This is a genomic window from Nocardia sp. CNY236 (assembly GCF_000482385.1).
Taxonomy (GTDB): Bacteria; Actinomycetota; Actinomycetes; order Mycobacteriales; family Mycobacteriaceae; genus Nocardia.
Genome location: NZ_KI519395.1, coordinates 1 through 26,476, shown reverse-complemented (window position 1 = coordinate 26,476; position 26,476 = coordinate 1). Strand labels below are relative to the sequence as shown.

Below are 26,476 nucleotides of genomic sequence, written 5' to 3'. Positions count from 1 at the left end.
CGCAGGATGCTCAGGGCACCAGGAGCGTCAGTGCCGAAGGCACGGCACGAACTGTGATCGGCAACGAGCCGACCGGCTCACCGTCGGCAGTCGCGGGTGCTCCCGGAGCGGTGAGCGTGATCGCCTCGGCACGAAACTGTTGGACCGCTGGATGCTGCTGGCGTTTGCGGGCCGACAACGCCGGCAGCAGCCGCAACATCTGCGGCCGCGACAACGCGCCCACCACCGTCACGTCGAGCAGGCCGTCGTCCATGATCGCATCCTGGCAGATCAGCATCCCGCCACCGTAGGTGCGCGAGTTGCCGATGGCGACCATGACGGCTGTGGTCTCCAATCGAGAACCCACCCCGGGACTGGTCAATCCGTCGGTCACCGCGCCAATCAGTTCGACCTGGTATGGGACGGTCAATCGACCGGAGAGTTCGACCAACGCGGCAGCAACGTAGCGCAATCTACCTTTCGGCCAGCGCATCGTATTGGCGCGCACCGTGACACGCGCGTCGAACCCCGTGCCGAGCACGGTCACGAACCAGACCGGCGACCCGTCGGGCGCGGCGGACTCGATCCGGCCCAGATCGACGGTTCGGGTCCTCCCCTGCAGGACGATGTCGGCGGCAGCAGCGGGGTCGTCGGTCGGCACCGCGAGTTCCCTGGCCAGATCGTTACCGGTTCCGGCCGGAATCATGCCGAGTGGGACGCTGGTCTGCGCGACCGCCGGGAGTGTCGCGTGGATCAGACCGTCACCACCCACGCACACCACCGACTCCGGTGGCACCGCACCGGCCAGCGCGTCGCGAACGTGCCGCACCGATTCGGCGGCAGAGTTGGCGCGTACCTCGATCACCTGGACATCGTGGGCGCGAAACCGGGCGATCGCAGCATCCGCGACCTCCCGTCCCCTCCCCATCCCCGACATCGGATTGGTGACGACGACGATCGCCCGATCGGACGGGTGTCCGTTCACGGCACGAGCTTTCCGGGATTCAAGACACCGGCTGGATCCAGTTCGGCCTTGACCGCCCGAAGGACGCGCACACCGAGATCACCGACTTCGCCCGGCAACCACCGACGGTGGTCGATACCGACAGCGTGATGGTGCGTGATCGTGCCGCCGCCGGCGGCCATGGCGTCGCCGGCGGCGCGCTTGGCCGCCAGCCACTGGGTGAGCGGGTCGTCCAGTTGCTTGGCGACGACGGTGAAATACAGCGACGCTCCGGTCGGATAGGTATGCGAGATGTGCCCCATGACCAGCGCGGGCGTGCCCTGCTCACCAAGCGAGTCGGTCAGTGCCGCGGTGACGGCCACCTTCAACGCCGCCACGTTCGACCAGGTGGTCGCGGTCTCCAACGTCTCACACAACACACCGGCATCCAGCAGCGCGTCGCGCATGTAGGGTGCGGCGAATCGGCCGTGTTCCCACTCCTGAGCAGGAGTCGGCCCCAGATCCGTACCTCCGGCTGCCGACAGGAGCTCGGCCGCCTGCGCGCTGCGCCCGGCGACCTGCGCCACACTGCCCTCGAAGGTGGTGATGGCCAAGCAGCCGGCAACGGACTCACCGCCGACATCGCCGGCACGAGCCAGGTTCATTCCGGTCTCCACCTCGTCGGACAGCCGAAGCACCGTCGGGATCACCCCGGCCTGCACGAGTGCCCGCAAGGCGGCAGTGCCGGTGTCGAAGTCGGCGAACGACCATGCCTGGTAGACGACGGATTCCGGCACGGGGTGCACCCGAAGCGTGACTTCGGTGATCACCCCGAGCGTGCCTTCGGAACCGACGAACAATTCGCGCAGGTCGGGACCCGCGGCCGACGCGGGAGCTCGCCCGAGCTCGAGCGTGCCACTCGGCGTCGCGACCTTGAGCCGCTGGACCATGTCCTCGAAGCGGCCGTAACCCGCGGAGGCTTGTCCGGACGACCGGGTCGCCGCAAAACCGCCGATCGTGGCGAATTCGAAGCTTTGCGGGAAATGGCCCAGCGACAGCCCGTGGGCGCCGAGCAGTTCCTCCGCGCATGGACCGGTGAGGCCCGCACCCAGGGTCGCTGTGCCACTGACCGGATCGACGTCGACAACCCTGTCCAGTCGGCGCAGGTCCAGTGCAATGACGACCTCGAAGTGGCCGCGCAAGGGCTCGACACCGCCCACCACGCTGGTGCCTCCACCGAAGGGAACCACCGCGATCGCATGCTCGGCACAGTAGGTCAGTACGGCGAGAACCTCGTCGTGGTCGGCGGGGGTGACGACGGCATCGGGCGCGTCCTGCGGGCCTTCGGCGCGACGACGCAGCAGGTCGGGTGTGCTCTTGCCGCCTGCGTGTAGGAGGCGGACGCGGTGGTCGGTCGAGACGTTTCCGTCGCCGACCACCGCGGCCAACCCGCCGCGCTGCGCCGGCGTCAGTGCCGACGCACGCAATGGCACCTCACCCTCATCGCGATGTGCCATAGGGTTGCCGGACACCCCGAACACCTGGCTCAGCAGGTCACGCACTCGCTCCGAGAGTGGCCGCTGCCCAGCCGGGATACCCCAAGCATCCCAGACCATACTCGGCGCTGGTCCGCTCACGCTCGACTTTGCGGCGACAGCGGGGTCGCCGCCGGTTTGCTGCGTTTGCACCATGCGTTACAGTTTGACATATACTGTCAAGTAGTAATCAGGATTCGACATGTTCCTCCTGGTCGGGGTCGATGCCGCCGGCCAACGACGACCGGTGGTGACACGGTGATCGCTTCTGGCGCTGACGTCGAGCATCCGCTCTCGACGACCGATCTCACGATCCTCGACGCGGCTCGTGCATGCGTACAAGAATTCGGCATACGCCGTACCACGCTGACAGAGGTGGCGCGCAGGGCAAACGTCAGCAGACCGACTGTCTACCGACGCTGGCCGGATACCGGCGCCTTGGTAGCCGATTTGCTGGTGCGCGAGCTGCGCGACATCGTCGCTGCAACCATGCCGACCACCGGTGACGGGCGAACCAAGCTGGTCGAGGGGGTGGTCTCGGGAGCCGCGACCGTCCGGTCCAATCCGCTGTTCGGCAAGATCTTTCGCGCCGACACCGACCTGATGCTCACGTACGTGTTCGGCAGACTGGGCCGGAACCAACGCGCGCTGATCGACCTGTTCGCGGCAAGCATCCGCGAAGGCCAGCGAGATGGTTCCGTGCGCCGCGGCCATCCCGACCAGATGGCCACGATGCTGCTGCTCATCGCGCAGTCCACGGTGCAGTCGGCACGTACCGTCGCGCCGCTGCTCCCGGCCGACCAGCTCGACACCGAACTTCGTCACGCAATCGACGGGTATCTCGACGACCGTGCTCACCTCGGGGACACAGTCGACCACCGTCCCAACGAGTCCGACTTCGACGATTTCCAGTCGGCTCGATAGTCCCCGGATCGGAAAGGCATCGCCATGACCTCGCACTCGGCACCCCCCGGAGATTCTGCGCTCAATGCAACGCGTCGCACAGCCGATCTGTCCCAGATCGGCGATGGGGTCGAGATCGATGTGCTCGTGATCGGCGGCGGCGTCACCGGCGCCGGAACCGCATTGGACGCCGCCGCCCGGGGGCTGCGCACCGTGCTCGTCGAGCGGCACGATCTGGCCTTCGGTACCAGTCGCTGGAGTTCCAAACTCGTGCACGGCGGCCTGCGCTATCTCGCCAGCGGCCGGGTCGGCATAGCGCATGAGAGCGCGGTGGAACGCGGCATCATGATGACCACGACAGCGCCGCATCTGGTCCGTCCACTTCCACAGCTGGTGCCATTGCTGCCGGACGTCGGCGCGACCCGAGCGGCACTCGTGCGCGCCGGATTCCTGGCCGGCGATCTGTTGCGGCGCGGGGCGGGAACCTCGCCGGCGATCCTGCCTCGTTCCCGGCGCGTGACCCCTGCCGAAGCAGTCCGCCTCGCACCGACCGTCCGCCGCGCCGGTCTGCGCGGCGGACTGCAGGCCTGGGACGGCCAACTCGTCGACGACGCGCGCTTGGTCGTCGCACTGGCGCGCACCGCGGCGGCGCACGGTGCACGAGTCCTGACCCGGACCGAAGCCCTCGAGGTGACCGGGCGCTCGGCGATGCTGCGCGACACACTGACCGGCGAGACCTTCGTGGTTCGGCCGCGCGCCGTGGTGAACGCCACCGGCGTGTGGGCCGACCAGGTGGATTCCAGTATCCGGCTGCGCCCGAGTCGGGGCACGCACCTGGTGTTCTCGAGCGAATCCTTCGGTGGACTCACCGCCTCGCTGACCGTCCCGGTACCCGGCAGTGTCGGTCGGTTCGTTTTCGCGTTCCCGGCGGCGCACGACCGGGTGTATCTGGGCCTGACCGACGAAGATGCGCCCGGGCCAGCACCGGACGAACCGAAGCCGAGCGACGCCGAGATCGACTTCCTCCTCGACACCATCAACCCCGCACTGGGCCAACCGTTGGCGCGCACCGATATTCTCGGCTCCTTCGCGGGACTGCGTCCGCTGCTGCAAACCGACGACGACGCCACCGCCGACATCTCCCGCAAGCATGCGGTGCTGCATTCCCCAACCGAAATCGTCACCATTGTCGGCGGAAAGCTCACCACCTATCGAAAGATGGCCGAAGACGCGGTCGACGCCGCGATCGCGTTCGGCGGGCTGACCGCGGGGCCGTGCCGAACCCGGCGACTGCCATTGGTGGGCGCGGTCTCCGGCGCGGCCCACGATCATCTGGCCGCTCCACCGGCATTGATCGCACGTTACGGCACCGAGGCGGCGACCGTGCACGCCGCGATGCTGCGCGATCGGGCATTGGCCGAACCGGTGGCGCCCGGAATCGACGTGGTCGGGGCCGAATTCGCGTTCGCGGTCACACACGAGGGAGCGTTGAGCACCGACGACCTTCTCGACCGACGCACACGTATCGGGCTGGTCCCCGCTGATCGAGCGGCGGCCGATTCCGCCGCCGAAGCGGCGTTCGCCACGCTCATCTAGCTGGGCGCATCCCACCGCGCGCGCTGCGCCCAGGTCCATGGGTGAACGTGGCGGCGGGGTGCTGGCGTTCGACAACTCGGCACGGGTCAGCCCAAGGCCCACTCGGCAAGTTCCGCACGCATGCACGCGCGCGGCCAACGGTCCAGACCACGAGCCCGTTCCGCGGCGCGCACCGCGCACAATCCGGGGGTCTGCTCTGCGTCGGACAGGTAGCGGAAGCCGAGGCGCGCATAATACGGCCCGTTCCAGGGCACTTCGGTGAACGTGGTGAGCGTGACCGCCGGCATCCCCTCCTCCGCTGCCCAGCACACTGCTCGGTCGATGAGTTGCTTGCCGATGCGTCGACCGGCCCACTCGGGACGGACCGAAACTTGGTCGATATGGGCACTGGCGTCGAGGGCCGACACCAGTAGGTAGCCGATCGGCCCGTCGCCGCCCCAAACCCAGGCGCGCCCGGCTTGCTGATACACCCTGAGAGTGTCCACGGGGACAGGCTCGTGTTCGGCTACCGACGACATACCGATGGGCTCGAACAGTGTGCCTGCCGCGCGTTCTATGTCCGGGAGTATGCGCAGATCGCTGTCGGTGGCGAGTCGAATCATCGAACGATTGTGCTCTGGTCTCGACGACGTACGGAAGCGAATTTCGCTCGACGACCGGAACGCCCGTGGGCGATCACCACGGGCGTGATCCGGTGAGTCCACATGGGCCACCCGTCCGCCGTGTCGAGGTCAGTTCTGCAATGCCGCGAGCAGCGCTGCACGCTGGCGGGCGCCGAGACCGCCGATCCGGCGATCCTCGGGGATTTCGGCTTGGTCCATCAGCTTCGCTGCCTTCACCGGACCGACGCCGGGCAGGGCCTTGATCACCGCGGCCACCTTGGTCTTCTTGACCAACTCGTCGGATTCGGCCTGCTCGAGCAGGTCCGCGACCGAGACCTTGCCCGCCTTCACATTGCCGATCAGTTCGGAACGCGCCTTGCGGACCGCGGCCGCCTTGGCCAACGCCTCGGTGCGCTGTTCCGCGGTCATGGTAGGCAGTGCCATGTCTCCTCCGCTTCCACTCGTCACTCGACATCTGGTTGACCGGACCGAGTAAACCGCACCGCATCACGAGCCGAAGCTCGACACACCGGGTACGAGCAGCGGAAATAGCGAGGAGCTTCCTCGCTTCCCAGTCTCTCGGCAACGAACGCCCGACCCGGCGACCCGGCGGGGCTCACAGGCCATTGTGGCCGCAGTCCCCCAACCCCGTTGCTAGGCTCTGTTTTAGAACATGTTCCACTTCGAAGGAGTTTCGATGGCCACACAGATCCGCGATGTCGTCGAGCAATACGTCAAGCTGGTCGCATCGGGCCCGATCGAGGACATCGTCGAGCTGTATGCACCCGACGCAGTCGTCGAAGACCCGGTCGGCACGCCGCCCAAGCAAGGTCATGCAGCCATTCGCGAGTTCTACGAGATGCTCACCCCGCTGGATCGGGAAACCGAATTGCGGCCCGAGAACATTCGGATCGCCGGCAATGCGGCAGCCTTCTCGTTCACCGTCGTCACCACCGTCGGCGAGCAGCGCATCGTGGTTTCACCGATTGATGTGATGGAGTTCGACGACGAAGGTCGGATCTGCCGAATGCGGGCGTACTGGGGCGAAGACAACACCCGAGTAGACCGTGTGGAGTAGTTCCCCGACCGAGGAGATAACGCATACGAGTATCCGCGTAGTAGATATCCGCCCGGCCCTGGCGCCCGGACACCTGCTACGCGGCCGCGAGTAGACTACGCCGACTTCTCCCGACGCTCCGGCCGCTGTGCCTTCCGCGGCACAATGGTCGGCAGCACATTGTCGTTGACGGTGTCTGCATCGACGACAACCTTCGCGACATCGTCCCGGCTGGGAATGTCGTACATCGCCGGTTGCAGGACTTCTTCCATGATCGCCCGTAGGCCACGCGCTCCGGTACCGCGCAAGATCGCCTGATCCGCAACGGCTTCGAGTGCGTCGTCGGTGAACTCGAGGTCGACCCCGTCCATCTCGAACAGCCTGACATATTGTTTGACCAGCGCGTTCTTCGGCTCGGACAGAATCTTGACGAGCGATTCCTTGTCCAGATTGGTTACCGAGGCGACCACAGGGAGCCGGCCGATGAATTCGGGAATCAGCCCGAACTTGATCAGATCTTCCGGCATGACCTCGGCGAAGTGGTCTGTCGTGTCGACCTCGGCCTTGGACTTGACTTCGGCGCCGAAGCCGATACCGCGATGGCCGGTGCGGTCGGAGATGATCTTCTCCAGGCCAGCGAATGCGCCGGCGACGATGAACAGCACATTGGTGGTGTCGATCTGGATGAACTCTTGATGCGGATGTTTACGCCCACCTTGCGGTGGGACACTCGCCTGGGTTCCTTCCAGAATCTTCAGCAACGCCTGCTGCACGCCCTCCCCGGAAACATCACGGGTAATCGAGGGATTCTCACTCTTGCGGGCAATCTTGTCGACCTCATCGATGTAGATGATGCCGGTCTCGGCGCGTTTGACATCGTAGTCCGCGGCCTGGATCAGCTTCAGCAGGATGTTTTCCACATCCTCTCCGACATAGCCGGCCTCGGTGAGCGCGGTGGCGTCCGCGATGGCGAACGGGACGTTCAGCATCTTCGCCAAGGTCTGGGCCAAATAGGTCTTGCCGCAGCCGGTGGGACCGAGCATGAGAATGTTCGATTTGGCCAACTCGACCGTCTCACCACGGCTGTCGCGCCCCTTGTCACCGGCCTGAATGCGCTTGTAATGGTTGTAGACGGCCACGGCGAGGGTGCGCTTGGCGGTGTCCTGCCCGATGACGTAGTTCTCCAGGAAATCCCTGATCTCGGCAGGCTTGGGCAACTCGTCGAGCTTGACCTCACTGGATTCGGCGAGTTCCTCTTCGATGATCTCGTTACAGAGGTCGATGCACTCGTCGCAGATATATACCCCCGGTCCCGCAATGAGCTTTTTGACCTGCTTTTGACTCTTTCCGCAGAACGAGCACTTCAGCAGATCGCCGCCATCTCCGATGCGCGCCATCTCGTGGGTCCCTACTTCCTTGTCCGCGTGCAACCGTCCGTCCAGATTGCCAGTTGTCCACCGCTTTCGCAGCCGCACACGCATCGACTGTGTCGGTCCTGGTGGGCATGCCGTCAACCGAGAGCGAAGGCCCCTAGGTTGACCGTACCCGGTGTGCGGGATGGCGGTCGACAACTCGGCCAGGTTTCTCGCGCAGGTTGTGCGTGTTGTCACGACCGGCGAAGATCGGTGCGCCCATTCGACGACCCGAACGACCTCCGGCCGGGCGGCACGCCTGCATCCGCTACCCGACCGGACCTCCCTGTTGTGCAGCGCCCTACGAGCGAACGACCGCCGGATCGGCAGTTCGCCCTCACCGCCGATATACCCCGGAAGCGACGGATATAGCTACTATTTCTGTGCGCTGAGCTTGCGGTAGTCGAACACCGTATCGATGATCCCGTACTCCTTGGCCTCCTCGGCCGTCAAAATCTTGTCCCGATCGGTGTCCTTGCGGATGGTGTCGGCGTCCTTACCGGTGTGTCGTGCGAGGGTGGTCTCCATCAGACGGCGCATCCGCTCGATCTCCGCAGCCTGGATCTCCAAGTCCGACACCTGGCCCTGAATGCCGCCTTCCAGAGCCGGCTGATGGATCAGCACCCGGGCGTTGGGCAGGCAGGCCCGCTTGCCCGGAGTGCCCGCAGCCAACAGAACCGCCGCCGCGGACGCGGCCTGTCCGAGGCAGACCGTGGCAACGTCCGCGCGCACGTATTGCATCGTGTCATAGATGGCCATCAGCGAAGTGAAGGAGCCGCCCGGCGAGTTGATGTACATGGTGATGTCACGATCGGGATCCAGCGACTCGAGTACCAGCAACTGCGCCATGACGTCGTTCGCCGAAGCATCGTCCACCTGCACACCGAGGAAGATGATGCGCTCTTCGAACAGCTTGTTGTAAGGGTTGGACTCCTTGACGCCGAAACTCGAATGCTCGATGAACGACGGCAGAATGTAGCGCGCCTGCGGGCTCTGCGGTGCGATGCCGGACACGGCGGCGCGCGGGTCGATCGAATTGGCCATCTTCGTCTCCAAAGTCGGTGCGGCGTCCGGACGTTCGCCCGTCCGGGGCGCCTATGGGTGATCCGGTGCGTTACTTCTTGGCGCCGTTGACCTGCTTCGCGTGGCTGATCACATGGTCGATGAACCCGTACTCCAAGGCTTCGGCCGCGGTGAACCACCGGTCGCGGTCGGCGTCGGCGGTGACCTGCTCCACGGTCTTGCCGGTGTGCCGCGCCTGCAACTCGTTCAGCTCCCGCTTCGTGTGCGCGAACTGCTCGGCCATGATCGCGATGTCGGCCGCGGAACCGCCGATGCCCGCCGACGGCTGGTGCATCATGATCCGCGCATGCGGCAACGCGAACCGCTTGCCCGGGGTGCCCGCGGTGAGCAGAAACTGTCCCATCGACGCTGCCAGGCCCAGACCATAGGTCGCGACATCGCACTCGGCCAACTGCATCGTGTCGTAGATGGCCATACCGGCGGTCACGGAGCCGCCCGGCGAGTTGATGTAGAGCGCGATGTCCTTGGTCTGGTCCTCGGCCGACAACAACAGGATCTGCGCGCAGATCCTGTTCGCAATGTCGTCGTCCACCTGGGTGCCGAGGAAGATGATGCGCTCACGCAGCAGGCGCTCGTACACCGAATCACTGAGGTTGAGACCAGCAGTCGCGGTTGTCATGACCCCTGCCTGATTGATTGTCACGGATACCTGCCTTCTCTCACCGGCTCGTTGCGGATTGCCACATAGCCCTCACGGGTCGGATCCGCGGCGCCCGAAGGCTCGGGGCGTCTCCGACTTGACCTCACAAACATTAACGAAGCAGGGCGGCACCGAACTCCCGGTACCGCCCTTTCTTCGCTCACAGCGCAATCAGCGCACCCCTCGGGTAGCGACCACGCTGGTATTCCATGAAATTGTTCCGATCTATTCTGCGCTCGTCGAGGTTGCTTCCTCGGCCTCGGTCTCGTCAGCGGAATCCTCGGGACTACCGAACATTTCGGTGGTGTCGACCGCGTCGCCCGCCGAGTCGGTGACGGTGGCCTGGCCGACCACTCCGGCCAAAGCCTTGCCGCGGCGCACATCGGCAAAGATCGCGCCGAGCTGGCCGGCCTGCTGGACTTGCTGAATGAACTGTTCTGGCGACAAACCGTAGCGTTGCGCCTGGAACAGAATCCGCTCGGTGATCTCGTCCTGGCCGACCTGGGTGTCATCCGCCTCGGCGACCGCATCCAACAGCAGCTGAGTCTTCACCGACTTCTCCGCGCCCTCCTTGGTGTCGGCGTCGAACTCCTCACGAGTGCTGCCTTGCGCTGCGAGTGCCTCGGCGAACTTGGCATCGTCATGATCGAACTGGTGCACCGCGTCGTGGGTCACGGCGTCGATCTCGGCACGCACGGCGCCTTCCGGCAGCGGAACCTCGACACGCTCCAGCAGAGCCTCCAGCACCTTGTCGCGAATCTCGCCCGCCTGCTCCACCTTCTTGGCGCGCTCGACCCGCCCGCGCAGGTCGCTGCGCAGCTCCTCCAGCGTGTCGAATTCGCTGGCGAGCTGAGCGAACTCGTCGTCGGCCTCGGGCAGCTCGCGCTCTTTGACGGTCTGCACCGTCACAGTGATGACCGCGTCCTTGCCCGCGTGCTCGCCAGCGACCAGCTTCGAGGTGAACTCCTTCGATTCTCCGGCCCCGAGTCCGACCAGCGCTTCGTCCAAACCGTCGATGAGCTGACCGGAACCGACCTCGTGCGATAGACCGGTGGTGGAGGCATCGGCCACTTCCTCACCGTCCACGGTCGCCGACAGATCGATGGAGACGAAGTCGCCCTCTGCCGTCGGGCGCTCGACGCCGGTCAGCGTGCCGAAGCGCTGACGCAGCGACTGCAACTGGTCCTCGATGTCCTCGTCACCGATGGTGACGGCGTCGACGGTGACCGCAATGCTCGCATAGTCCGGCAGTTCGATCTCCGGACGCACGTCGACCTCGGCGGTGAAGGCGAGCTCTTGGCCGTCCTCGATCTTCGTGATCTCGATATCGGGCTGCCCGATGACTTTCACCTCGGAGGTGGTGACGGCCTCGCCGTAGCGCCCGGGCAGCGCGTCGTTGACGACCTGCTCCAGAATCGCGCCGCGGCCCAGGCGAACCTCGAGCAGCCTCGCCGGCGCCTTTCCCGGACGGAAGCCCGGGATACGTACCTGCTTGGCGAGTTCTTTGTAGGCGCGGTCGAAATCCGGCTTCAGTTCCTCGAAGGGCACCTCGACATTGATCCGGACCCTGGTCGGGCTCAGCTGCTCGACGGTGCTCTTCACGGACATGCTCCTTGTTCGTTGTTCGTACTGGGTCGACGTTGCGATGTGTGCGCCGCACCCCGCACCCCGCAGGACGGAGCCACGAGCGCAGCGAACCTACGCTGGCCACTGCACACCCTGCCGGCGCCGACTACTGCGAACCGGCTCCCGACCTCGGCCGAGACGACCAGGATGCGGCATAGGCCACGTATCCCGACCAGGTTAGTCGACCGGCCGAATCGGCCTCCACTCGGCGGTGGCCGCACTCGCCACCGCGGCAACCGTCAGTCCCCAACGGACACCGCGTCGGTAACGAAGACCAGCGTCTCGTTCGGCGCGACGCCTTGACCGCCCTCACCGTAGCCCAGTTCCGGCGGCACGATGAGCAGTCTGCGTGCCCCCTGTTGGACGCCGACCAGGCCCTGATCCCAGCCATCGATCACCTGGCCGGCGCCGAGGGTGAGCTGGAACGGCTCGCCGCGGCTGAACGAGCTGTCCAATGTCCGTTTGTCCGACCAGGTGACCAATGCGTAGTTCATGGTCAGGGATTGACCCGGGGTGGCACCCGGGCCGCTGCCGGCGCCGAGGTCCTCGACGATCAGCTCACTGGGCGGGTCGCAATCGTCGGGGATGACGATCGTCGGCGCGGCGCCGAAGTCCCCACTCACGTCGATGTCGGCCGCGGTGCACTCGCTGGAGGCCGTCTCCTCCGAACTGCACGCCGTGAGCGCGATTGTCGTGACTGTCAGGGCGCCGGCCGCAATGATCCGTCCGAGAATGTGCATGGTGCGGACCATAGACCACCTCGCGCACCGAGCCGAGATCGGCTCTGCTCGACCCCATCGCGCCATCTGCCGGCGACGACACCGCTAGGCTGGCAGGTGATTCTCCATTCGGTGTTGCCGATTTCGGTCGGCAGGCGAGCACGTCCTGAACCAGCGGCCCGCGTAGTCGCTGTCCCGAGGCCTCGAGCGTGAGGAGAGCGACGCATGACCCATACGGCGAGTGCAGGCGGCGGTCCATCAGCCGACGATGTCGACCGCGCCGGGACGAAAACCGTTGCTCCGCAGCCCTATCGACTCGCGAACGCCTGGGGTCCCTTGGAGGCCGACGAACTGACCTCGATCGACGCGTGGTGGCGAGCGGCCAACTATCTCTCGGTCGGACAGATCTACCTGATGTCCAACCCGCTGCTGCGCGAGCCGCTGCGCACCGAGCACATCAAGCCGCGTCTACTCGGCCACTTCGGCACCGTACCCGGCTTGAATCTGGTATGGACCCATGCCAATCGCGCGATTCGGCAACGCGGGTTGAATGCGGTCTTCGTCGCGGGTCCGGGGCACGGTGGACCCGGGCCGAACGCCTGTGCCTGGCTGGAGGGCACCTATTCCGAGCTCTACAGCCACATTCCGCAGGACGCCGCTGGAATGAGCGCACTGTTTCGCCAGTTCTCCTTTCCCGGAGGCGTGCCCAGTCATTGCGCCCCGGAGACACCGGGCTCCTTCCACGAAGGTGGGGAGCTGGGCTACTCGTTGCTCCATGCGTTCGGCGCCGCACTGGACAATCCCGATCTCACTGTGTTCTGCGTCGTCGGTGACGGTGAAGCGGAAACGGGGCCGCTGGCAACGAGTTGGCACGCGAACAAGTTCCTCAACCCGGCCCGCGACGGCGCGGTATTGCCCATTCTGGCGTTGAACGAATACAAGATCGCCAACCCGACCATTCTGGCGCGGATTCCGGAACCCGAGCTGCTGGCACTGTTGCGCGGATACGGCTACGAACCGCTGGTCGTCGCAGGCGACGATCCCGGGCCGGTGCACCAGGCCATGGCCGCGGCGACGGACGCCGCGCTCGAACGGATCGCGCAGATCCAGCGCGCGGCGCGCGGCGGCGCCGACGGAGAGCGGCCGGCCTGGCCGATGATCGTGCTACGCACCCCCAAAGGGTGGACCTGCCCTCCCCTGGTGAACGGCACTGCCGTCGAGGGTACCTTCCGCGCGCACCAGGTCCCGCTGCCCGCCCCGCGCACCGACCCGGGGCATCGCGCGGTCCTGGAGCAGTGGTTGCGGTCCTACCGCCCGGAGGAACTGTTCGATCAGAAGGGCAAGCCGGTATCGGAGCTGTGCGATCAAGTGCCGGTCGGTGACCGCCGGATGAGCTCCAACCCGGTCGCCAACGGGGGCACCTTGGTCCGCGACCTCCGCTTGCCGGACTGGCGCGGATTCGGGGTGAAGGTGAGCGTCCCCGGGGCATCCCGGCACGAAGCGACCAGAGTGCTCGGCGGATGGTTGAGCGAGGTCACCCGCAACAACCCGGACAACTTTCTCACCTTCGCGCCCGACGAGCTGGCCAGCAACCGCCTGCAAGACATTCTCCAGGTCACCGGACGCGCGTGGCAGGCCGAGATCGACTCCCGAGACGAGAAACTCGACCGCGCCGGCCGCGTGGTCGAGGTGCTGTCCGAACACATGTGCCAAGGGCTGCTCGAAGGCTATGTGCTGACCGGAAGACATGGTGTTTTCACCTGTTACGAGGCGTTCATCCACATCGTGGACGCCATGTTCAACCAGCATGCCAAATGGCTGGACGCCAGCGCGGCGGTGCCCTGGCGGCGTCCGGTCGCCAGCCTGAATTATCTGTTGTCGTCACATGTCTGGCGCCAGGACCACAACGGGTTCACCCACCAGGACCCAGGCTTCCTGGACGTGGTGTTGAACAAGAAGCCCTCGATCGTGCGGGTCTATCTCCCGCCGGATGCCAATACGCTGCTTTCCACCTACGATCACTGCCTCCGGTCGCGCCACTATGTGAACGTCGTGGTCGCGGGCAAACAGCCACAGGCCGACTGGCTGTCGGTCGAGGCCGCGGCCGCCCACTGCGGACGCGGCATCGGCATCTGGGAATGGGCCTGCCATCGTGACGACGTCGGCACCGCCCCCGACGTGGTGCTGGCCTGTGCAGGCGACGTGCCCACACTGGAAACCCTGGCTGCCGCGGCGATCCTGCGCGAACGACTACCCGAATTGCGCGTCCGCGTGGTCAATGTGGTGGATCTGATGCGCCTGCAGCCGCACGACGAACACCCACACGGCCTGCCGGACAGCGAATTCGATACGCTGTTCACCCGTGACCGGCCGGTGATCTTCGCCTTCCACGGCTACCCGTGGTTGATCCACCGGCTGACCTATCGGCGCGTCAACCACACGGGGTTACACGTGCGTGGCTACAAGGAACGTGGCACCACGACGACGCCGTTCGACATGGTGATGCTCAACGACCTCGATCGCTACCACCTGGTGATGGATGTGATCGATCGAGTGCCCAGCCTGCGGGAGCGGGCCGCCAGGCTTCGGCAGGAAATGGTCGATGCACGCTGGACCGCACGGGCATGGACCCGAGAGCACGGAGCGGACATCCCTGCGGTCACGGACTGGACGTGGCCGCACGACCACGGCTGAGTCGGGTATCCGACCCCCGTTCGACCAGCAAGAACAGTTCGACAGCACGTAGGAATTGCGCCATCTGTCGTGGTTGCGCACCACGACGAACAGCGGGTGTCTCCGGTCGGGCCACCGATCCGGGATCCCAGCATGGCGAGCTGAACCCGAAACGCACGATGACCAGCTGTTCGCCGCCGCGCGCGCAGCCCGACTCCGGAACGGAGACCTCGATGAACGCCGTTGGCGCTCGTGTCATCACCCGGCGATTGCTCTTGTGTGTCACAGTCGTTGCCGCGCTCACCGCCAGTACGGCGAGCGTCGCGACCGCCGCGCCGCTGTGGACTGTTTCGTCCCCACGTGACGCAGGCGACACCACTGGGCGACACCACATCGACCCCATGGGCTACCACCACCGCGATCGCAACCCCTTGCTGAACAACCAGCACGATTCCGCGCGACGGGACTACCACCGGCAGCGCGCCCAGACCGCACCGACCGATACCGGTCCGCGCGATGGCTCCAGCAGCACGACCTGGTCACCCGTGCCCCGTTCGGACGGCAGCGGCTATACCGTGTGCCGCCCGCAGGCGGCGTGGTGTCGGTGACCGCGCCGACACGCCGTTCACGGCGTGTGAGAAGGCTACTGATCTTGCGCAAGATGCTCGGCAACGAACTTGCCGACGAGCGCGGCTGCCGCCTCCCCCACGACGACATGCGTACCTGCTACCTGGTGTGCGAGAGCGGCGACATCCGCAGCCTCTCGGTCGGAACCACCGAAGCGCACCCCCGCCGAACGGCGGAACAGGTCCGCGAATCGGCGAGCGATCCGATCGGCATCGATCCGCAGTTGCTCCAGCGCACGCAACACCTCGTCGGCCGGAATTCCTGCAGCAGTCATGTCGGCGAAACCACGCGCCAGCCGGGGCTGTGCGATCCGATAGGTCGTCGCATCCACAGGCTCGTACACACCGGCCGCGACGAGTCGCGCCACAGCGTCGGGCACATCCCGGTAGCGCTCGGCGAGTTCGGTGGCCGCGACCGTATCGCCGACATCGGCGGAATCGGTCTCGACTGCTCGGGACTCGTCGACACCGAGGACATCTCCGAGGTCGTCCCCCCGGTCCCAAGCGTTGAGCAATTCCTTGATGCCATTGAGCTTGATGCCCCGGTCGAGCAGTCGACTGATCGTTCGCACGCGCTGGAGGTGATCCGCGCCGTAGAACCCGGTGCGGCCCTTGACCTGCGGCGGCGGCAGAACACCGCGCTCGTGATAGACCCGCAGGCTGCGCACCGTCGTACCGGCCTCGCGCGCCAGCTCGTCGATCGTATATTCCACACCCGCGGCCATGCCTCAAGGAAACCACACCCACAACCACCACCATCGGCGCTGCCCAGGCAGCGGCCTGCAATCTTCCGGCTACCCAATTGGTCACCACCACGACTTCGGCCGGACGCGGTTGGCCGCGTCGACCAGGCGGTATCGCTGCACACGATCCGGCGCCATCTTGGCCAAAGCGCGCAGTCGCGACTCGAGCCCACGCTGCAACCCCAGGGTGGTGAACGGGAACCCGAGAAATAGCGTGCCGGGCCCGGCCGCCTGGCCGCCCGCACGCACCCACTGCAACGCCGCGCCCAGCACAACGACCTGTAGCTGCGGAACACGCGGTTCGTCCGGGACCGAGTGCAGCCGCTGCGCCGCCGCGCGCAGGTCCGCTTCGCAGGTCTGCGCCGTCGGTTGGGAGGCCAACAGTAGGCATCCGGTCATCTGCGCCACGCCGTGATAGCGGGAGGCCGTGGGCACTTGGTCCAAGATCTTTACTGCCGCGCGTAGCTCGCCCCCGGCGGCGAGCCGACGAGCCCAGCCGAAGGCCGCACTCGCGACACCGCGGTTGGTCCGCCACACCATGCCGTAGTACTCGTCGGCGATCTGTTGCCACCGGTCGTTGTCGTCTTCGTGGTGGCACGCAGCGAGTTCCGCGGCGGCGGCGACCGCCAGCGCCGGAGCGATCTCACCGGGAAGGATGCCGTGCACCAGGTCGAAGGCCTCGAAGGCGCGCTGGTACTGCCCACCCACCAGCGCGGCCAGGCCGGAATACCACTCGACGCGCCAGTCGGTATCGTGGTCCGCCCGCACGTCGGCGAGGAGATCGCCGACGGGTAGCACCTCGCCCAAGTCGAGGTGGGCACGGACCACGGTCAACGTGGCTTCCAGCTCGAAGGTGTCCGGTTCGTCGATCGTCCCCGAAACGATCCGCTCGGCAGTGCGGCGCAACGCGTCGAGCGCGTGCCGCGGGTCACCGTGCAGCAACGTGGACAGCAACTCGGCGCTGGGGTCCTCGCTGTCGATCACGGGAATCGGCAAGGCCGCGACGACACTCTGCGCATCCACGGTGAGTGCGTGATGGCGTCCGTCGGCCATGCCATCCGCCTGCCCGAGCAGTGTCTCGACGCCGAAATCACCACGCATGGAGCCGAATTCGTGCGACGACTGCGGGTGCTCGGTATCGGTGTCGACCGCGAGTACCATGCGTAGCACGCCGGCGAGCTGATCGTACATCGAGGAGGCGGTCGGAAAGCGCCGTCGAGGATCGGGCTCGGTCGCGCGCTGGAGCAACCGGTACAGGGCAGGGTGGCGGCGCAACAGCGGCTGACGGTCCGGTGAGGGAATACCGGGCAGATGATAGCCATCCGCGCCTTTCGGCAGCTCCAGTATCAGGGCGGCCAGGGTCCGCCCGACAGTGTAGATGTCCGAAGCCACCGTCGGCCCGGTCTCGGTGATCTCCGGTGCTCGATAGCCCGGAGTGCCGTAGATACTGCCAAAGGACTCGAACACGGCGACCGCACCGAGGTCGATCAGCTTGACCTCGTCTTCACCGACCATGATGTTGTCGGGCTTGAGGTCGTTGTGTGCCAGCCCGATCGAGTGCAGGTGGTCCAGCGCCGGCAGGATCTCCATGACGATGGCGATAGCCACGGAGACCGGGAGTCGGTCCGCTGATGCCGATTCGAGTACCGGTTTCAAGGAGCGACCAGCGACATATTCCATCACGATGTAGCCGTCGGCCCGGGCGCGCCCGCAGCGATGCTCGACGAAGTTGTGGATCGTGACGATGCCGGGATGGGTCACTTCGGACAGGAATTGCCGCTCGGCGAGGGCGACCACGTGCGCCTCGAAGTCGAGCGGATTGCGCAGGCCCTTGAGTACCACCCAGCGGTCGCTCACATTGCGATCGATGGCCAAGTAGATCCAACCCAGCCCGCCGTATGCGATGCAGCCCTGAACTTCGTACTGGTCGGCCACCATCTCGCCCGGCTGGAGCGCGGGCCGAAAGTTGAATGCCGAGCCACATTCGGCACACTCGCCCTCGGCCGGTCCCGGACCATCCGCGGTGGCTCTACCGGCTGGTGCGTGACACTTCCAGCAGAAACGTTTACGTGCCGGAACTTCCGGGTTCTGCATGACCGCGTGACGAGGATGCAGCGGGCTCACCACGGGCATGGGTACCAAGCCGCCACCCAATCGTCGACCGCTCGGTCGTGAGCGTGCCTCGCGCCTCGGACCACTCTGGGAGGCGGGTTCTCCGACCCGCCGACCACCGGTACTCACCGTCTGCTCGGAGACCGCTACCCGGGCAGTTGCCGACCCGCGGGTGGTTGCAGACCTGTCCTCGGCTCCATGGCGTTTCGGCTGCTGCACATCCTGCACGGTGGAGGACTGTTCCGGGCCTTCGGTGGTGTGCAGGTGCCGGGTAGCCCAAGGATGAGAACCTCGCCGAGGCGCTTCGGTCTCGCGTCGGCGACGGTTTGCCCACGGACGCGTGTGGGGGTTGTCGGATGCATTCGGATCGTTCGGCGGGGGAGTCAAACCCGCCATCGGACACGAATTTCGCGCGGGTCTGCTGGTCGATACATATGGACATTGTTCCCGAGCACCGGAGTATGTTCCAGACCATGGTCGCGTATCGGGGCGACCTCAGCCGACGTCGGCTCCGGATCGGCTGGCGAAGCCTTCGCTTCCCCAGCATTGCGGCACAACAGCCATGTTCCCGTTCGACCCGGCAAAGGTCTTCGCGGGAATCCACCGACGATTCCTGGCCGCTCCGGTCACGTCCCCCTACACTGGCGTAACGCCGCTGAATGGACTGGTGGCTGCATATTTCGTTGATCAGAGGGAATGTATAGGAATTATGCGAGCGATTCGATTCCACGAGTTCGGCACGCCAGACGTTCTGACAGTCGAGGAAGTTCCCGATCCTCGACTGTCTGCTGACAACGTCATGATAGAGGTTTCTGCGGCGGGTGTGAGTTACGCTGATATTCAAATACGTTCCGGTGCATTGAAAGACTTCGGGTGGTTCCCACAACCATCGCTGCCTTTCGGTCCCGGCTTCGAAGTCGCAGGCACCGTCGTGGACGTCGGGACGAACGTCGATTCGGATCTGGTCGGCCGCCGGGTCGTCACGGGCGTACCGACCGCAGGCGGATACGCTGAACTTGCCACAGCGCCGGCTGCGGCCGTCTACCTCCTCCCCGAGGGGATCGCCGATCATACGGCTCTCGCCCTGCACGGCCAGGGTTCCACTGCGGTGGGAATCGTGGAATCTGCTGCCCTTTCGAGTGGCGACGTAGTTTTCGTCGAGGCAGCTGGAGGTGGTGTGGGGAGCATCCTGGTGCAACTCGCGAAGAACGCTGGCGCCACGGTCGTCGCTGCAGCCAGCACCGAGGACAAACTCTCCGCAGCGAAACAACTGGGCGCCGACGCCCTCGTGAACTACTCCACTGCGAGCTGGGACGACGAGCTGCGCAAAGATTTCGGGCAGAACGAGGCGAAGTAGCGGCCGGCGGCATCCTTGATGATCGAAACGCTCGACGGCTGCGAGGGAAGCTCCCGTGACCATGCGACTTTGAGCTCGCCGATCTTCGCGGCATACAGTGCCCCGTTCGGGCGCAGGCTGAATCCGTTGCGGGTGAGCCGGATCGCCTGCCGGTTGTTTTTGCGTGACCGGAATCTGGGAGCTCCCAGTTCGCGGCCCTTGCGCTTGCCTGACAGGGAGTCGAAGAAGTTGCGATACGCCACCCTCGCGTCCTGACACGCCTGCACCAGCACCACCGACGACACCTCCGACAGCCAGGCCCGCTCCGGTGTGGCCTTCGCGACGGTGACCACACGCTTCTGCACGTCGGTATCGCTGATCTTCACCCCGGCCGCGTGGGACGTCCGCCGAAGCCGGATGCAGTCGTTGAACACCACCCGCGCACACCCGAACGCCTGGGCCAGCGCGCCGCGCTGACTCGGCGTCGGATAGACACGGTAGTTGTATCGCAGCTGCACGTTCCGAAAATATCAGTGGTCTATGACACAGGAGCCTGAGTTTCGACGCGGCCGCAGCGTAGTTTCCATACTTCATGTTCATTTGGTCTTCGTAACAAAGTACCGGCGCGGCGTACTCACCGATGAACTGCTCGAGCTCTGTGAAGATGTGATGCGCAACGTATGCCTGGACTTCGATGCCGCGCTGGTGGAGTTCAACGGCGAACACGACCACGTCCACCTCCTGATCGAATACCCTCCCAAGGTTGCAATCTCGAAACTGGTGAACAGTCTCAAGGGCGTCTCCGCCCGCAAGCGCGCAATGATTTCCGCTACTGGATCAACCAGCACAGCATGAACGGACACCTGTGGAGCCCCAGCTACTTCGCAGCCTCCTGCGGTGGTGCCCCGCTCAGTGTTGTGAAGCAATACATCGAAGACCAGAGACGGCCTGGTGGCCCCGAGAAAGGGAAGTTGACGCGCCAACCCGGCCCTGAAGGACCGGGCTTGCGCGCTACGTTCCTCGGTCATTACGGATCGTCACGTCGATGAATCCGGGTCCAGCGACTTCCGTGGAGAAGGCCAGGTCGCGGAGGTGAGTTCGGCGAGGACCTCGGTCGCGATATCGCGAGGGCGTGCATTCGGTCGTTTGGCCACCCCATCGTGGCGTTGGACCGATGGTCGGCGCATCGGGACCGCTGCACGACGGGGTCGACCGGTTCACCGGCGACGGTATTCGACAGCCGGCGCCGACATGCTCCGGAAAGACATATCACCGGTGCCGCCATTGAAAATATGTATCCGATTGGTTACGCTTTTGCCATGCAGGGAGCCCGAGCCATTGCCGATCCGGTACGCCGGGAAATACTGGACCTCCTGCACACTGCACCCCTGACCGCTGGCGCGATCGCCGAGTACTTCGCGATCAGCCGCCCTGCTGTGAGCAAGCACCTGCGGATCCTCACCGAATGCGGCGTGGTCGAGGTGACTGCCGCCGGGCGACAACGCATCTATGCCCTACGCACCGAACCACTGACCGAAGTCGCCGCCTACCTCGATCGGTTGCTCCGGCCCGCCATGGCGGGCCGGCTCGACGCCCTGGCAACAGAGGTCGCCAGAACCAGACGCGAACGACGCACCACGCGAGCCGAATCGACATCCGATATCAAGGAGAAGCCAGCATGACCACCACCCCTACGCCGACCGGCCGACTCGTACCATCCGCCGACGGGCACGACCTCGTCGTCACCCGCACTCTGCCGGGGTCGATCGAGGACGCGTGGGTCAGCATCACCGAACCCCAACGCACAGCCCGCTGGATCGGCCGATGGGAGGGCACAGGCGCCCTCGGCGAAACAGTGAAACTCCAACTCGGCTTCGAGGAATCCTCACCCTGGTCCGACGTCGAGATCACCGAGTGCGATGCCCCGCAAAGGCTCAGGGTGCTGATTACCGACGAGAACGAACCCTGGGACATCTCAATCGATCTGACCAGTGCAGGGGAACGGACCGAGCTCCGCTTCGTCATGTGTCGCGTCGACCTGACGACGATCGGTGAGATCGGCCCAGGCTGGGAGTACTACCTCGATCAGTTGGTGGCGTCGATCTCTGGCGTGCCGCTCCCGGCGTTCGGCGACTACTTTCCGGCCCAACGAGAATACTACGAAGATCGAGCACGCTGATGCCCGCGTCGCAGCTGGCCGAGTTCGAGTGTTTTTCTTCTATGCCCTCTGCTTGTCGTGGTTCGCGATACGCTGCTGGGTGCTGCGCCAAAGCGCATCGGCCGGCGACATAGCGTTCGACCCGACCCAACACATTGCGTAACCGCCTTGTCTCCCCAACTCACGGATGGATGATGCACCCATACCGCTCCCACACGTGCGCCGAGCTGGGATCGTCGGATGTCGACCACGATGTGCGGCTGTCCGGATGGCTGCACAATCGGCGAGACCTCGGCGGCGTGCTGTTCATCGACCTGCGTGACAACTACGGCATCGTCCAACTGGTCGCCCGACCAGAGTCGCAGGTGTTCGCACAGCTGAGCCACCTGCCGAAGGAATCGGTGATCCGAGTCGACGGAAAGGTGCTTTGTCGCGCCCCGGAGAACGTCAACCCCGAGATCGCCTCCGGCGAGATCGAGGTCGAGGTAACGACACTGGATGTGCTCGGCACCTGCGCGCCGCTACCGTTCCACATCTTTCCCGAGGAAAAGGTCAACGAGGAGGCCCGGCTGCGCTACCGGTTCCTCGACCTGCGACGCCAAAGGATGCGTCACAACATCCTGCTCCGCTCGGCGGTCATCACCTCGATCCGGCAGAAGATGACCGCCCGCGGGTTCTTCGACATGCAGACCCCTATCCTGTCCGCGACCAGCCCCGAAGGAGCACGAGACTTCCTGGTGCCCTCCCGCAACCACACCGGCAAATTCTACGCACTACCGCAGGCGCCACAGCAATTCAAACAGCTGCTGATGATCAGCGGGTTCGATCGCTACTTCCAGATCGCGCCCTGCTTCCGCGACGAGGACTCCCGCGCCGACCGCTCCCCCGGGGAGTTCTACCAACTCGACATCGAGATGAGCTTCGTCGAACAGGAGGACGTGTTCGGAGTCGTGGAGGAGGTGTTCGTCGAGTTGTTCACCGAGTTCGCGCCCGACCGGGGAACCGTCGCCCCGTTCCCACGCATCGCCTACCGCGACGCGATGCGCCGATTCGGAACCGACAAACCCGACTTGCGCTCTCCGCTGGAACTGGTGGATGTGTCGGAACTGTTCCGCGACAGCGATTTCAAGGCCTTCGCGAACGAGCACGTCCGCGTTGTGGCGGTGCACGATGTCGCCGACAAGCCACGCTCGTTCTACGACAAGCTCGCCGAGTTCGCCGTCGAGCAAGGTGCAGCAGGTCTGGCGTGGGTGAAGATCGGTGACGACCATGCGTTGTCCGGTCCGATCGCGAAGTTCCTCACCGAGACCGTCACCGACAAACTGATTGCGGCAGTGGACGGTAGACCGGGGACCGCAGTATTCTTCGGCGCCGGCCACGAGGCCGACGTGGCACGGGTCATGAGCGACGTTCGCGTCGAAGCGGCCCGCCGAGCGGGCATCTTCGAAGAGGATGCGTATCGGTTCTGCTGGGTGGTCGACTTCCCGATGTACGAGAAGGCCGACGACGGGTCGATCCAGTTCTCCCACAACCCCTTCTCCATGCCCCAAGGAGGGCTGGACGCTCTGCGCAACTGCGAACCTCTGGACATCTTGGCGTGGCAGTACGACATCGTCTGCAACGGCATCGAATTATCCAGCGGAGCAGTCCGTAACCACGACCCGGCGATCATGTACGAGGCATTCGCGATCGCCGGCTACGACAAGACGCACGTCGATGCCGACTTCGGTGGCATGATCCGCGCCCTGCAGTACGGCGCGCCGCCACACGCCGGAATCGCGCCAGGGGTGGATCGCATCATCATGCTGCTCGCCGATGAGCGCAACCTCCGCGAAACCATCGCGTTCCCGCTGAACCAGAATGCGCAAGACCTGCTGATGGGCGCGCCGACGGAGATCGGACCCCAGCGACTACGCGAGCTGCACATCGACGTACGCGTCCCCAAGACGCAGTAGCCGGCCGCACCCCCGAACACAGCGGTAGGCGCCCGTGGGTACGCAGGTCACCGAGGCCACCTACTACCGGTGACCAGCACCGCGGCACTCGACGCCGTTCACCGGCTGGCCAGGACGTCGACGACCCGGATTCCGGGCCACGGGAATGGTTACCCGGTTGGGCGAGAACTCGTCCACGGCAGTGGTTTCGAAAGTAGTTGCACCGTATCTCACCAGTTGTATGACCCGCTGACCACACGCCGGATACCTGTGCGTTTCGAATAGTCACCCAAACCGCGGGCCTGCGCAGAGACTCGCGGGCACCGGCTCGCGGCATCGACTACCCGAACGGATCACCCAGCAGGGGGACCCCAGTCGCCTCTGGAACTCGGCGCCAGTCGATTTCGATGGATGGCTGTGGACTCAGCGGGGGAGGCCCAGATCGGTGATGACGCGGGCGGTCGGTAGCGTCGCTATCGCCGATCCCGCGACAACGAGTTTCGCTGCGCGGGCACCCGCGCCGACGACGACCACCTCCGTTGCGACGACCCGATGGTCGACCAGTATCGGCCAGTCGGCTGGGAGACCGAATGGGGTGACAGCGCCGAACTCCATACCTGTGCGCGAGGTTGCCTCACCGGCAGCGGCGAAAGACGCTTTGCGCACATCGAGAGTCTTCTTCACCGCCCGATTGACATCCAGCCGGCAGCTGGCAAGCACCACGCATGCGGCGTAGGTCACCGCATCGCCACGCTTGCCGGCGACCACGATCGTATTGGCGCAGCGGTCACCGGGCCATCCATACCGGTCGCTGAACGCCGCGGTGTCCGACGCGTCGGGATCGATATCGAACGCATGATGGTCGATACCCGCGATCGCGTCCACGACCGCGACCGGGATCGAGGTGGCAAGGGCAGTTGCAGGGGTGCCGGGCAACGATACGACAGGGTGAACAGTCACAGCCACGTTGATATCACCATCCTCGACGCCAGGTGACGGTAGGCATTCGACGAAGCCGGCCGAGACAACTCGTAACACCCTTTGCCACAGTGGTGGTCGTCCGTCGCAAACGCGACATCACCGCCCGCATCACCGGCGAAGGCATCGAGCGCAACGATTACCTCGGCCGACGCCGATGGGTCGTCGAACGAACCGTGGCGTGGCTGAACGGCTGGATACGATCCAAACGCCGCTCCATCGACATCGACATGGAGATCCGTGTGATCGGCCGCATATTTTCCGTGGTCCGCATCGACACTCGTACAACCTCTGCTCTCGAGCTTCTCGATGTACAACACCCCCACTCGACGAGTCCGAGCTCGATGCCATTGATTACATACCTTTCCCCGGTGAAAACCCGGCATTCACGGCCGTCACTTGACGGAATTTGCGATCTCGGCTACGTTCTTGGGGGTGTTTCCCTGTTACAGGGGGTTACGGACAAGTGGATCTTTCCCCGCGATCGGTATTTAGCTCTCAAAGCCGCCCGGGTGCTTGACCAGTACACCCGGATCTGGGACGGCTAACCGTTCGAGCGCGCCGTGCAACCGGGAAAAAGCACCCTCGAACAAGATGCTATTTCGCGGCTTTCGACTCCCGTGCGCGGAGACGATGCGATATGTCGAGGTACTCATGGAGAATTCACCGTCGAATGGGTGTATCGCCTTTCATAGCTGGATCGACCTGCTGAAATCGCAGGTCGAGAGCCATGATTCGGACACAGCATTCATTTTCCTCGACGAAGAGGGAAATGAGGGCGATTTGCTCACATATGGCGAACTGGATCAGCGTGCGCAAGCGATTGCACACAATCTGAAGGGCACGATCTCGAAAGGAGACCGTGTACTATTGCTCCATCCGCCGGGCCTCGACTACATCGTTTCGTTTTATGGCTGCCTATACGCAGGCGCGGTCGCCGTCCCGCTTTTCCCTCCGCATCGAAATCGTATCGAGCATGTCGACATAGTCGCCCGAGATTGCTCGGCGAGCATGGTACTGAGTACTGAACATGTTGTCTCCGAGATGGAGAAGCTCGATGACAAGTGGTATGTCAAATCGTTACCCAGAATGGCTTCGGATGACATAACGGAAACGGTGCTACCGATCGAAGGGATGGAATCCTCGGAATCCGAAATCGCATATCTGCAGTACACCTCCGGGTCTACATCGACCCCGAAAGGGGTGATCGTGGAGCACGAGATGATGCTGCGGCAGTGCGACGAGCTGGGGTACGGGTGGGGCGTCGACACCGAGACCGTCCTGGTGTCCTGGCTTCCACATTTTCACGACTTCGGACAGGTCAGTGGCGTACTCATGCCGATCTACTCCGGCACCAGGGCGGTGCTGATGGCGCCGGCTACGTTCGTGAAGAGTCCGATCCGCTGGTTGTCCGCGGTCTCGACTTACCGCGGAACACACAGCGGTGCACCGAACTTCGCCTTCGACCTGTGCGTATCGAAGACGACGCCGAGCCAGCGTGCCGAACTCGACCTGAGTAGCTGGCGGCTGGTGAGCAACGGCGCGGAGCCAGTGCGCAAAGCGACACTCGAGCGTTTTCAAGAAGCGTTCGAGCCGCACGGGCTACCGGCAACTGCGGTCACTCCAGGATATGGACTGGCCGAAGCGACGCTCAAGGTCACATCCGGGACATCGGATGTCGCGTTTTCCGTGGCGAGCTTCGACGAGTCCGCCCTCGGCCGACGGAAGGTGCTGCCCGCCGAAGGGGAAGGAACGATCGAGCTGGTCGGTTGTGGACATACCGTCATGGATACCGAAATCGCCATCGTAGAACCGGAATCC

The 26,476-nt window shown here is 64.8% G+C and carries 24 protein-coding genes and 1 pseudogene; 12 read left to right on the top strand and 13 right to left on the bottom strand.

Annotation, left to right across the window (positions count from 1 at the left end):
* Positions 1 to 10: 10 nt before the first annotated feature.
* The gene (locus K940_RS0124300) at positions 11 to 964 is read right to left on the bottom strand and encodes a diacylglycerol kinase family protein (RefSeq protein ID WP_028479602.1); all 954 of its coding nucleotides are present in this window, start codon (positions 962 to 964) and stop codon (positions 11 to 13) included.
* Entirely contained in the window at positions 961 to 2,538 is a 1,578-nt protein-coding gene (locus K940_RS0124295) for an FAD-binding oxidoreductase (RefSeq protein ID WP_028479601.1), read from the bottom strand. The genes K940_RS0124300 and K940_RS0124295 overlap by 4 nt, the downstream gene beginning before the upstream one ends.
* A gap of 177 nt (positions 2,539 to 2,715) precedes the next feature.
* Here K940_RS0124295 and K940_RS30215 point away from each other — a divergent pair, with 177 nt between their 5' ends.
* Positions 2,716 to 3,381, top strand: coding sequence for a TetR/AcrR family transcriptional regulator (locus tag K940_RS30215; protein ID WP_231390502.1), 666 nt, complete (start codon positions 2,716 to 2,718; stop codon positions 3,379 to 3,381).
* 24 nt (positions 3,382 to 3,405) lie between these two features.
* A complete protein-coding gene (locus tag K940_RS0124285; protein ID WP_028479600.1) occupies positions 3,406 to 4,956 on the top strand; it encodes a glycerol-3-phosphate dehydrogenase/oxidase in 1,551 nt (516 codons plus the stop codon).
* An 86-nt stretch (positions 4,957 to 5,042) separates the two neighbouring features.
* Here the strand turns inward: K940_RS0124285 and K940_RS0124280 are convergent, their stop codons facing one another.
* Both K940_RS0124280 and mihF read right to left on the bottom strand, forming a co-directional pair.
* Complete coding sequence (locus K940_RS0124280; RefSeq protein ID WP_028479599.1) at positions 5,043 to 5,558, bottom strand: GNAT family N-acetyltransferase; 516 nt, start codon at positions 5,556 to 5,558, stop codon at positions 5,043 to 5,045.
* Between the two features lie 129 nt (positions 5,559 to 5,687).
* Complete coding sequence (mihF, locus tag K940_RS0124275; protein ID WP_028479598.1) at positions 5,688 to 6,002, bottom strand: integration host factor, actinobacterial type; 315 nt, start codon at positions 6,000 to 6,002, stop codon at positions 5,688 to 5,690.
* 253 nt (positions 6,003 to 6,255) lie between these two features.
* Between mihF and K940_RS0124270 the strand changes: the two genes are divergently transcribed.
* Entirely contained in the window at positions 6,256 to 6,636 is a 381-nt protein-coding gene (locus tag K940_RS0124270) for a nuclear transport factor 2 family protein (protein WP_028479597.1), read from the top strand.
* A gap of 95 nt (positions 6,637 to 6,731) precedes the next feature.
* Here the strand turns inward: K940_RS0124270 and clpX are convergent, their stop codons facing one another.
* The 5 genes from clpX to K940_RS0124245 form a co-directional block, all read right to left on the bottom strand.
* Positions 6,732 to 8,012, bottom strand: a complete 1,281-nt coding sequence (gene clpX / locus K940_RS0124265) for an ATP-dependent Clp protease ATP-binding subunit ClpX (RefSeq protein ID WP_028479596.1) — start codon at positions 8,010 to 8,012, stop codon at positions 6,732 to 6,734.
* A 390-nt stretch (positions 8,013 to 8,402) separates the two neighbouring features.
* Entirely contained in the window at positions 8,403 to 9,071 is a 669-nt protein-coding gene (locus K940_RS0124260) for an ATP-dependent Clp protease proteolytic subunit (RefSeq protein WP_028479595.1), read from the bottom strand.
* Positions 9,072 to 9,141: 70 nt separating this feature from the next.
* Positions 9,142 to 9,729 (bottom strand): ATP-dependent Clp protease proteolytic subunit, encoded by a 588-nt coding sequence (locus tag K940_RS0124255; RefSeq protein WP_028479594.1) that lies wholly within the window; start codon positions 9,727 to 9,729, stop codon positions 9,142 to 9,144.
* Positions 9,730 to 9,975: 246 nt separating this feature from the next.
* Positions 9,976 to 11,352, bottom strand: a complete 1,377-nt coding sequence (gene tig / locus K940_RS0124250) for a trigger factor (RefSeq protein ID WP_028479593.1) — start codon at positions 11,350 to 11,352, stop codon at positions 9,976 to 9,978.
* 263 nt (positions 11,353 to 11,615) lie between these two features.
* Positions 11,616 to 12,116 carry an FKBP-type peptidyl-prolyl cis-trans isomerase gene (locus K940_RS0124245; RefSeq protein ID WP_028479592.1) on the bottom strand — a complete coding sequence of 167 codons (501 nt, stop codon included), beginning with the start codon at positions 12,114 to 12,116 and terminating at the stop codon, positions 11,616 to 11,618.
* Between the two features lie 204 nt (positions 12,117 to 12,320).
* Between K940_RS0124245 and K940_RS0124240 the strand changes: the two genes are divergently transcribed.
* Together K940_RS0124240 and K940_RS32715 are read left to right on the top strand one after the other, a co-directional pair.
* Positions 12,321 to 14,789, top strand: a complete 2,469-nt coding sequence (locus K940_RS0124240) for a phosphoketolase (RefSeq protein WP_081706620.1) — start codon at positions 12,321 to 12,323, stop codon at positions 14,787 to 14,789.
* A gap of 212 nt (positions 14,790 to 15,001) precedes the next feature.
* Entirely contained in the window at positions 15,002 to 15,376 is a 375-nt protein-coding gene (locus K940_RS32715; RefSeq protein WP_155981106.1) for a hypothetical protein, read from the top strand.
* Positions 15,377 to 15,411: 35 nt separating this feature from the next.
* On the opposite strand, the gene K940_RS0124225 is transcribed toward K940_RS32715, so the two are convergent.
* On the bottom strand, positions 15,412 to 16,119 hold the full coding sequence (locus tag K940_RS0124225) for a MerR family transcriptional regulator (RefSeq protein WP_028479588.1): 708 nt from the start codon (positions 16,117 to 16,119) through the stop codon (positions 15,412 to 15,414).
* An 81-nt stretch (positions 16,120 to 16,200) separates the two neighbouring features.
* Positions 16,201 to 18,468 carry a tetratricopeptide repeat protein gene (locus K940_RS30210; protein ID WP_369797536.1) on the bottom strand — a complete coding sequence of 756 codons (2,268 nt, stop codon included), beginning with the start codon at positions 18,466 to 18,468 and terminating at the stop codon, positions 16,201 to 16,203.
* Between the two features lie 343 nt (positions 18,469 to 18,811).
* Here K940_RS30210 and K940_RS30205 point away from each other — a divergent pair, with 343 nt between their 5' ends.
* Complete coding sequence (locus K940_RS30205) at positions 18,812 to 19,606, top strand: zinc-binding dehydrogenase (protein WP_081706617.1); 795 nt, start codon at positions 18,812 to 18,814, stop codon at positions 19,604 to 19,606.
* Here K940_RS30205 and K940_RS30200 read toward each other — a convergent pair.
* A complete protein-coding gene (locus K940_RS30200; RefSeq protein WP_036530216.1) occupies positions 19,543 to 20,103 on the bottom strand; it encodes a helix-turn-helix domain-containing protein in 561 nt (186 codons plus the stop codon). The genes K940_RS30205 and K940_RS30200 overlap by 64 nt on opposite strands.
* A gap of 22 nt (positions 20,104 to 20,125) precedes the next feature.
* Between K940_RS30200 and tnpA the strand changes: the two are divergent.
* The 4 genes and pseudogenes from tnpA to aspS form a co-directional block, all read left to right on the top strand.
* A pseudogene (tnpA, locus tag K940_RS30195) lies at positions 20,126 to 20,535 on the top strand (IS200/IS605 family transposase); the annotation flags it as partial.
* 369 nt (positions 20,536 to 20,904) lie between these two features.
* On the top strand, positions 20,905 to 21,267 hold the full coding sequence (locus K940_RS0124195) for a helix-turn-helix transcriptional regulator (RefSeq protein ID WP_036530213.1): 363 nt from the start codon (positions 20,905 to 20,907) through the stop codon (positions 21,265 to 21,267).
* On the top strand, positions 21,264 to 21,764 hold the full coding sequence (locus K940_RS0124190; protein WP_028479586.1) for an SRPBCC family protein: 501 nt from the start codon (positions 21,264 to 21,266) through the stop codon (positions 21,762 to 21,764). The genes K940_RS0124195 and K940_RS0124190 overlap by 4 nt, the downstream gene beginning before the upstream one ends.
* A 170-nt stretch (positions 21,765 to 21,934) precedes the next feature.
* The gene (aspS, locus tag K940_RS0124185) at positions 21,935 to 23,698 is read left to right on the top strand and encodes an aspartate--tRNA ligase (RefSeq protein WP_231390501.1); all 1,764 of its coding nucleotides are present in this window, start codon (positions 21,935 to 21,937) and stop codon (positions 23,696 to 23,698) included.
* 402 nt (positions 23,699 to 24,100) lie between these two features.
* On the opposite strand, the gene K940_RS30190 is transcribed toward aspS, so the two are convergent.
* Complete coding sequence (locus K940_RS30190; protein ID WP_196812356.1) at positions 24,101 to 24,637, bottom strand: YbaK/EbsC family protein; 537 nt, start codon at positions 24,635 to 24,637, stop codon at positions 24,101 to 24,103.
* Between the two features lie 89 nt (positions 24,638 to 24,726).
* Here K940_RS30190 and K940_RS34210 point away from each other — a divergent pair, with 89 nt between their 5' ends.
* Together K940_RS34210 and K940_RS30185 are read left to right on the top strand one after the other, a co-directional pair.
* The gene (locus K940_RS34210) at positions 24,727 to 25,203 is read left to right on the top strand and encodes a hypothetical protein (RefSeq protein WP_081706616.1); all 477 of its coding nucleotides are present in this window, start codon (positions 24,727 to 24,729) and stop codon (positions 25,201 to 25,203) included.
* Between the two features lie 46 nt (positions 25,204 to 25,249).
* The coding region (locus K940_RS30185) for an AMP-binding protein (RefSeq protein ID WP_155981104.1) at positions 25,250 to 26,476 on the top strand (1,227 nt) is incomplete at its 3' end.

Coding starts and splice junctions, on each gene's coding strand:
- clpX (WP_028479596.1), bottom strand. CDS start 8,012: ATGGCGCGCATCGGAGATGGCGGCGATCTGCTGAAGTGCTCGTTCTGC.
- K940_RS0124280 (WP_028479599.1), bottom strand. CDS start 5,558: ATGATTCGACTCGCCACCGACAGCGATCTGCGCATACTCCCGGACATA.
- mihF (WP_028479598.1), bottom strand. CDS start 6,002: ATGGCACTGCCTACCATGACCGCGGAACAGCGCACCGAGGCGTTGGCC.
- K940_RS0124190 (WP_028479586.1), top strand. CDS start 21,264: ATGACCACCACCCCTACGCCGACCGGCCGACTCGTACCATCCGCCGAC.
- K940_RS0124245 (WP_028479592.1), bottom strand. CDS start 12,116: ATGCACATTCTCGGACGGATCATTGCGGCCGGCGCCCTGACAGTCACG.
- K940_RS0124285 (WP_028479600.1), top strand. CDS start 3,406: ATGACCTCGCACTCGGCACCCCCCGGAGATTCTGCGCTCAATGCAACG.
- K940_RS0124295 (WP_028479601.1), bottom strand. CDS start 2,538: ATGGTCTGGGATGCTTGGGGTATCCCGGCTGGGCAGCGGCCACTCTCG.
- K940_RS0124195 (WP_036530213.1), top strand. CDS start 20,905: ATGCAGGGAGCCCGAGCCATTGCCGATCCGGTACGCCGGGAAATACTG.
- K940_RS0124225 (WP_028479588.1), bottom strand. CDS start 16,119: ATGGCCGCGGGTGTGGAATATACGATCGACGAGCTGGCGCGCGAGGCC.
- K940_RS0124255 (WP_028479594.1), bottom strand. CDS start 9,729: ATGACAACCGCGACTGCTGGTCTCAACCTCAGTGATTCGGTGTACGAG.
- K940_RS0124270 (WP_028479597.1), top strand. CDS start 6,256: ATGGCCACACAGATCCGCGATGTCGTCGAGCAATACGTCAAGCTGGTC.
- K940_RS0124260 (WP_028479595.1), bottom strand. CDS start 9,071: ATGGCCAATTCGATCGACCCGCGCGCCGCCGTGTCCGGCATCGCACCG.
- aspS (WP_231390501.1), top strand. CDS start 21,935: ATGATGCACCCATACCGCTCCCACACGTGCGCCGAGCTGGGATCGTCG.
- K940_RS30205 (WP_081706617.1), top strand. CDS start 18,812: ATGTTCCCGTTCGACCCGGCAAAGGTCTTCGCGGGAATCCACCGACGA.
- K940_RS32715 (WP_155981106.1), top strand. CDS start 15,002: ATGAACGCCGTTGGCGCTCGTGTCATCACCCGGCGATTGCTCTTGTGT.
- K940_RS0124240 (WP_081706620.1), top strand. CDS start 12,321: ATGACCCATACGGCGAGTGCAGGCGGCGGTCCATCAGCCGACGATGTC.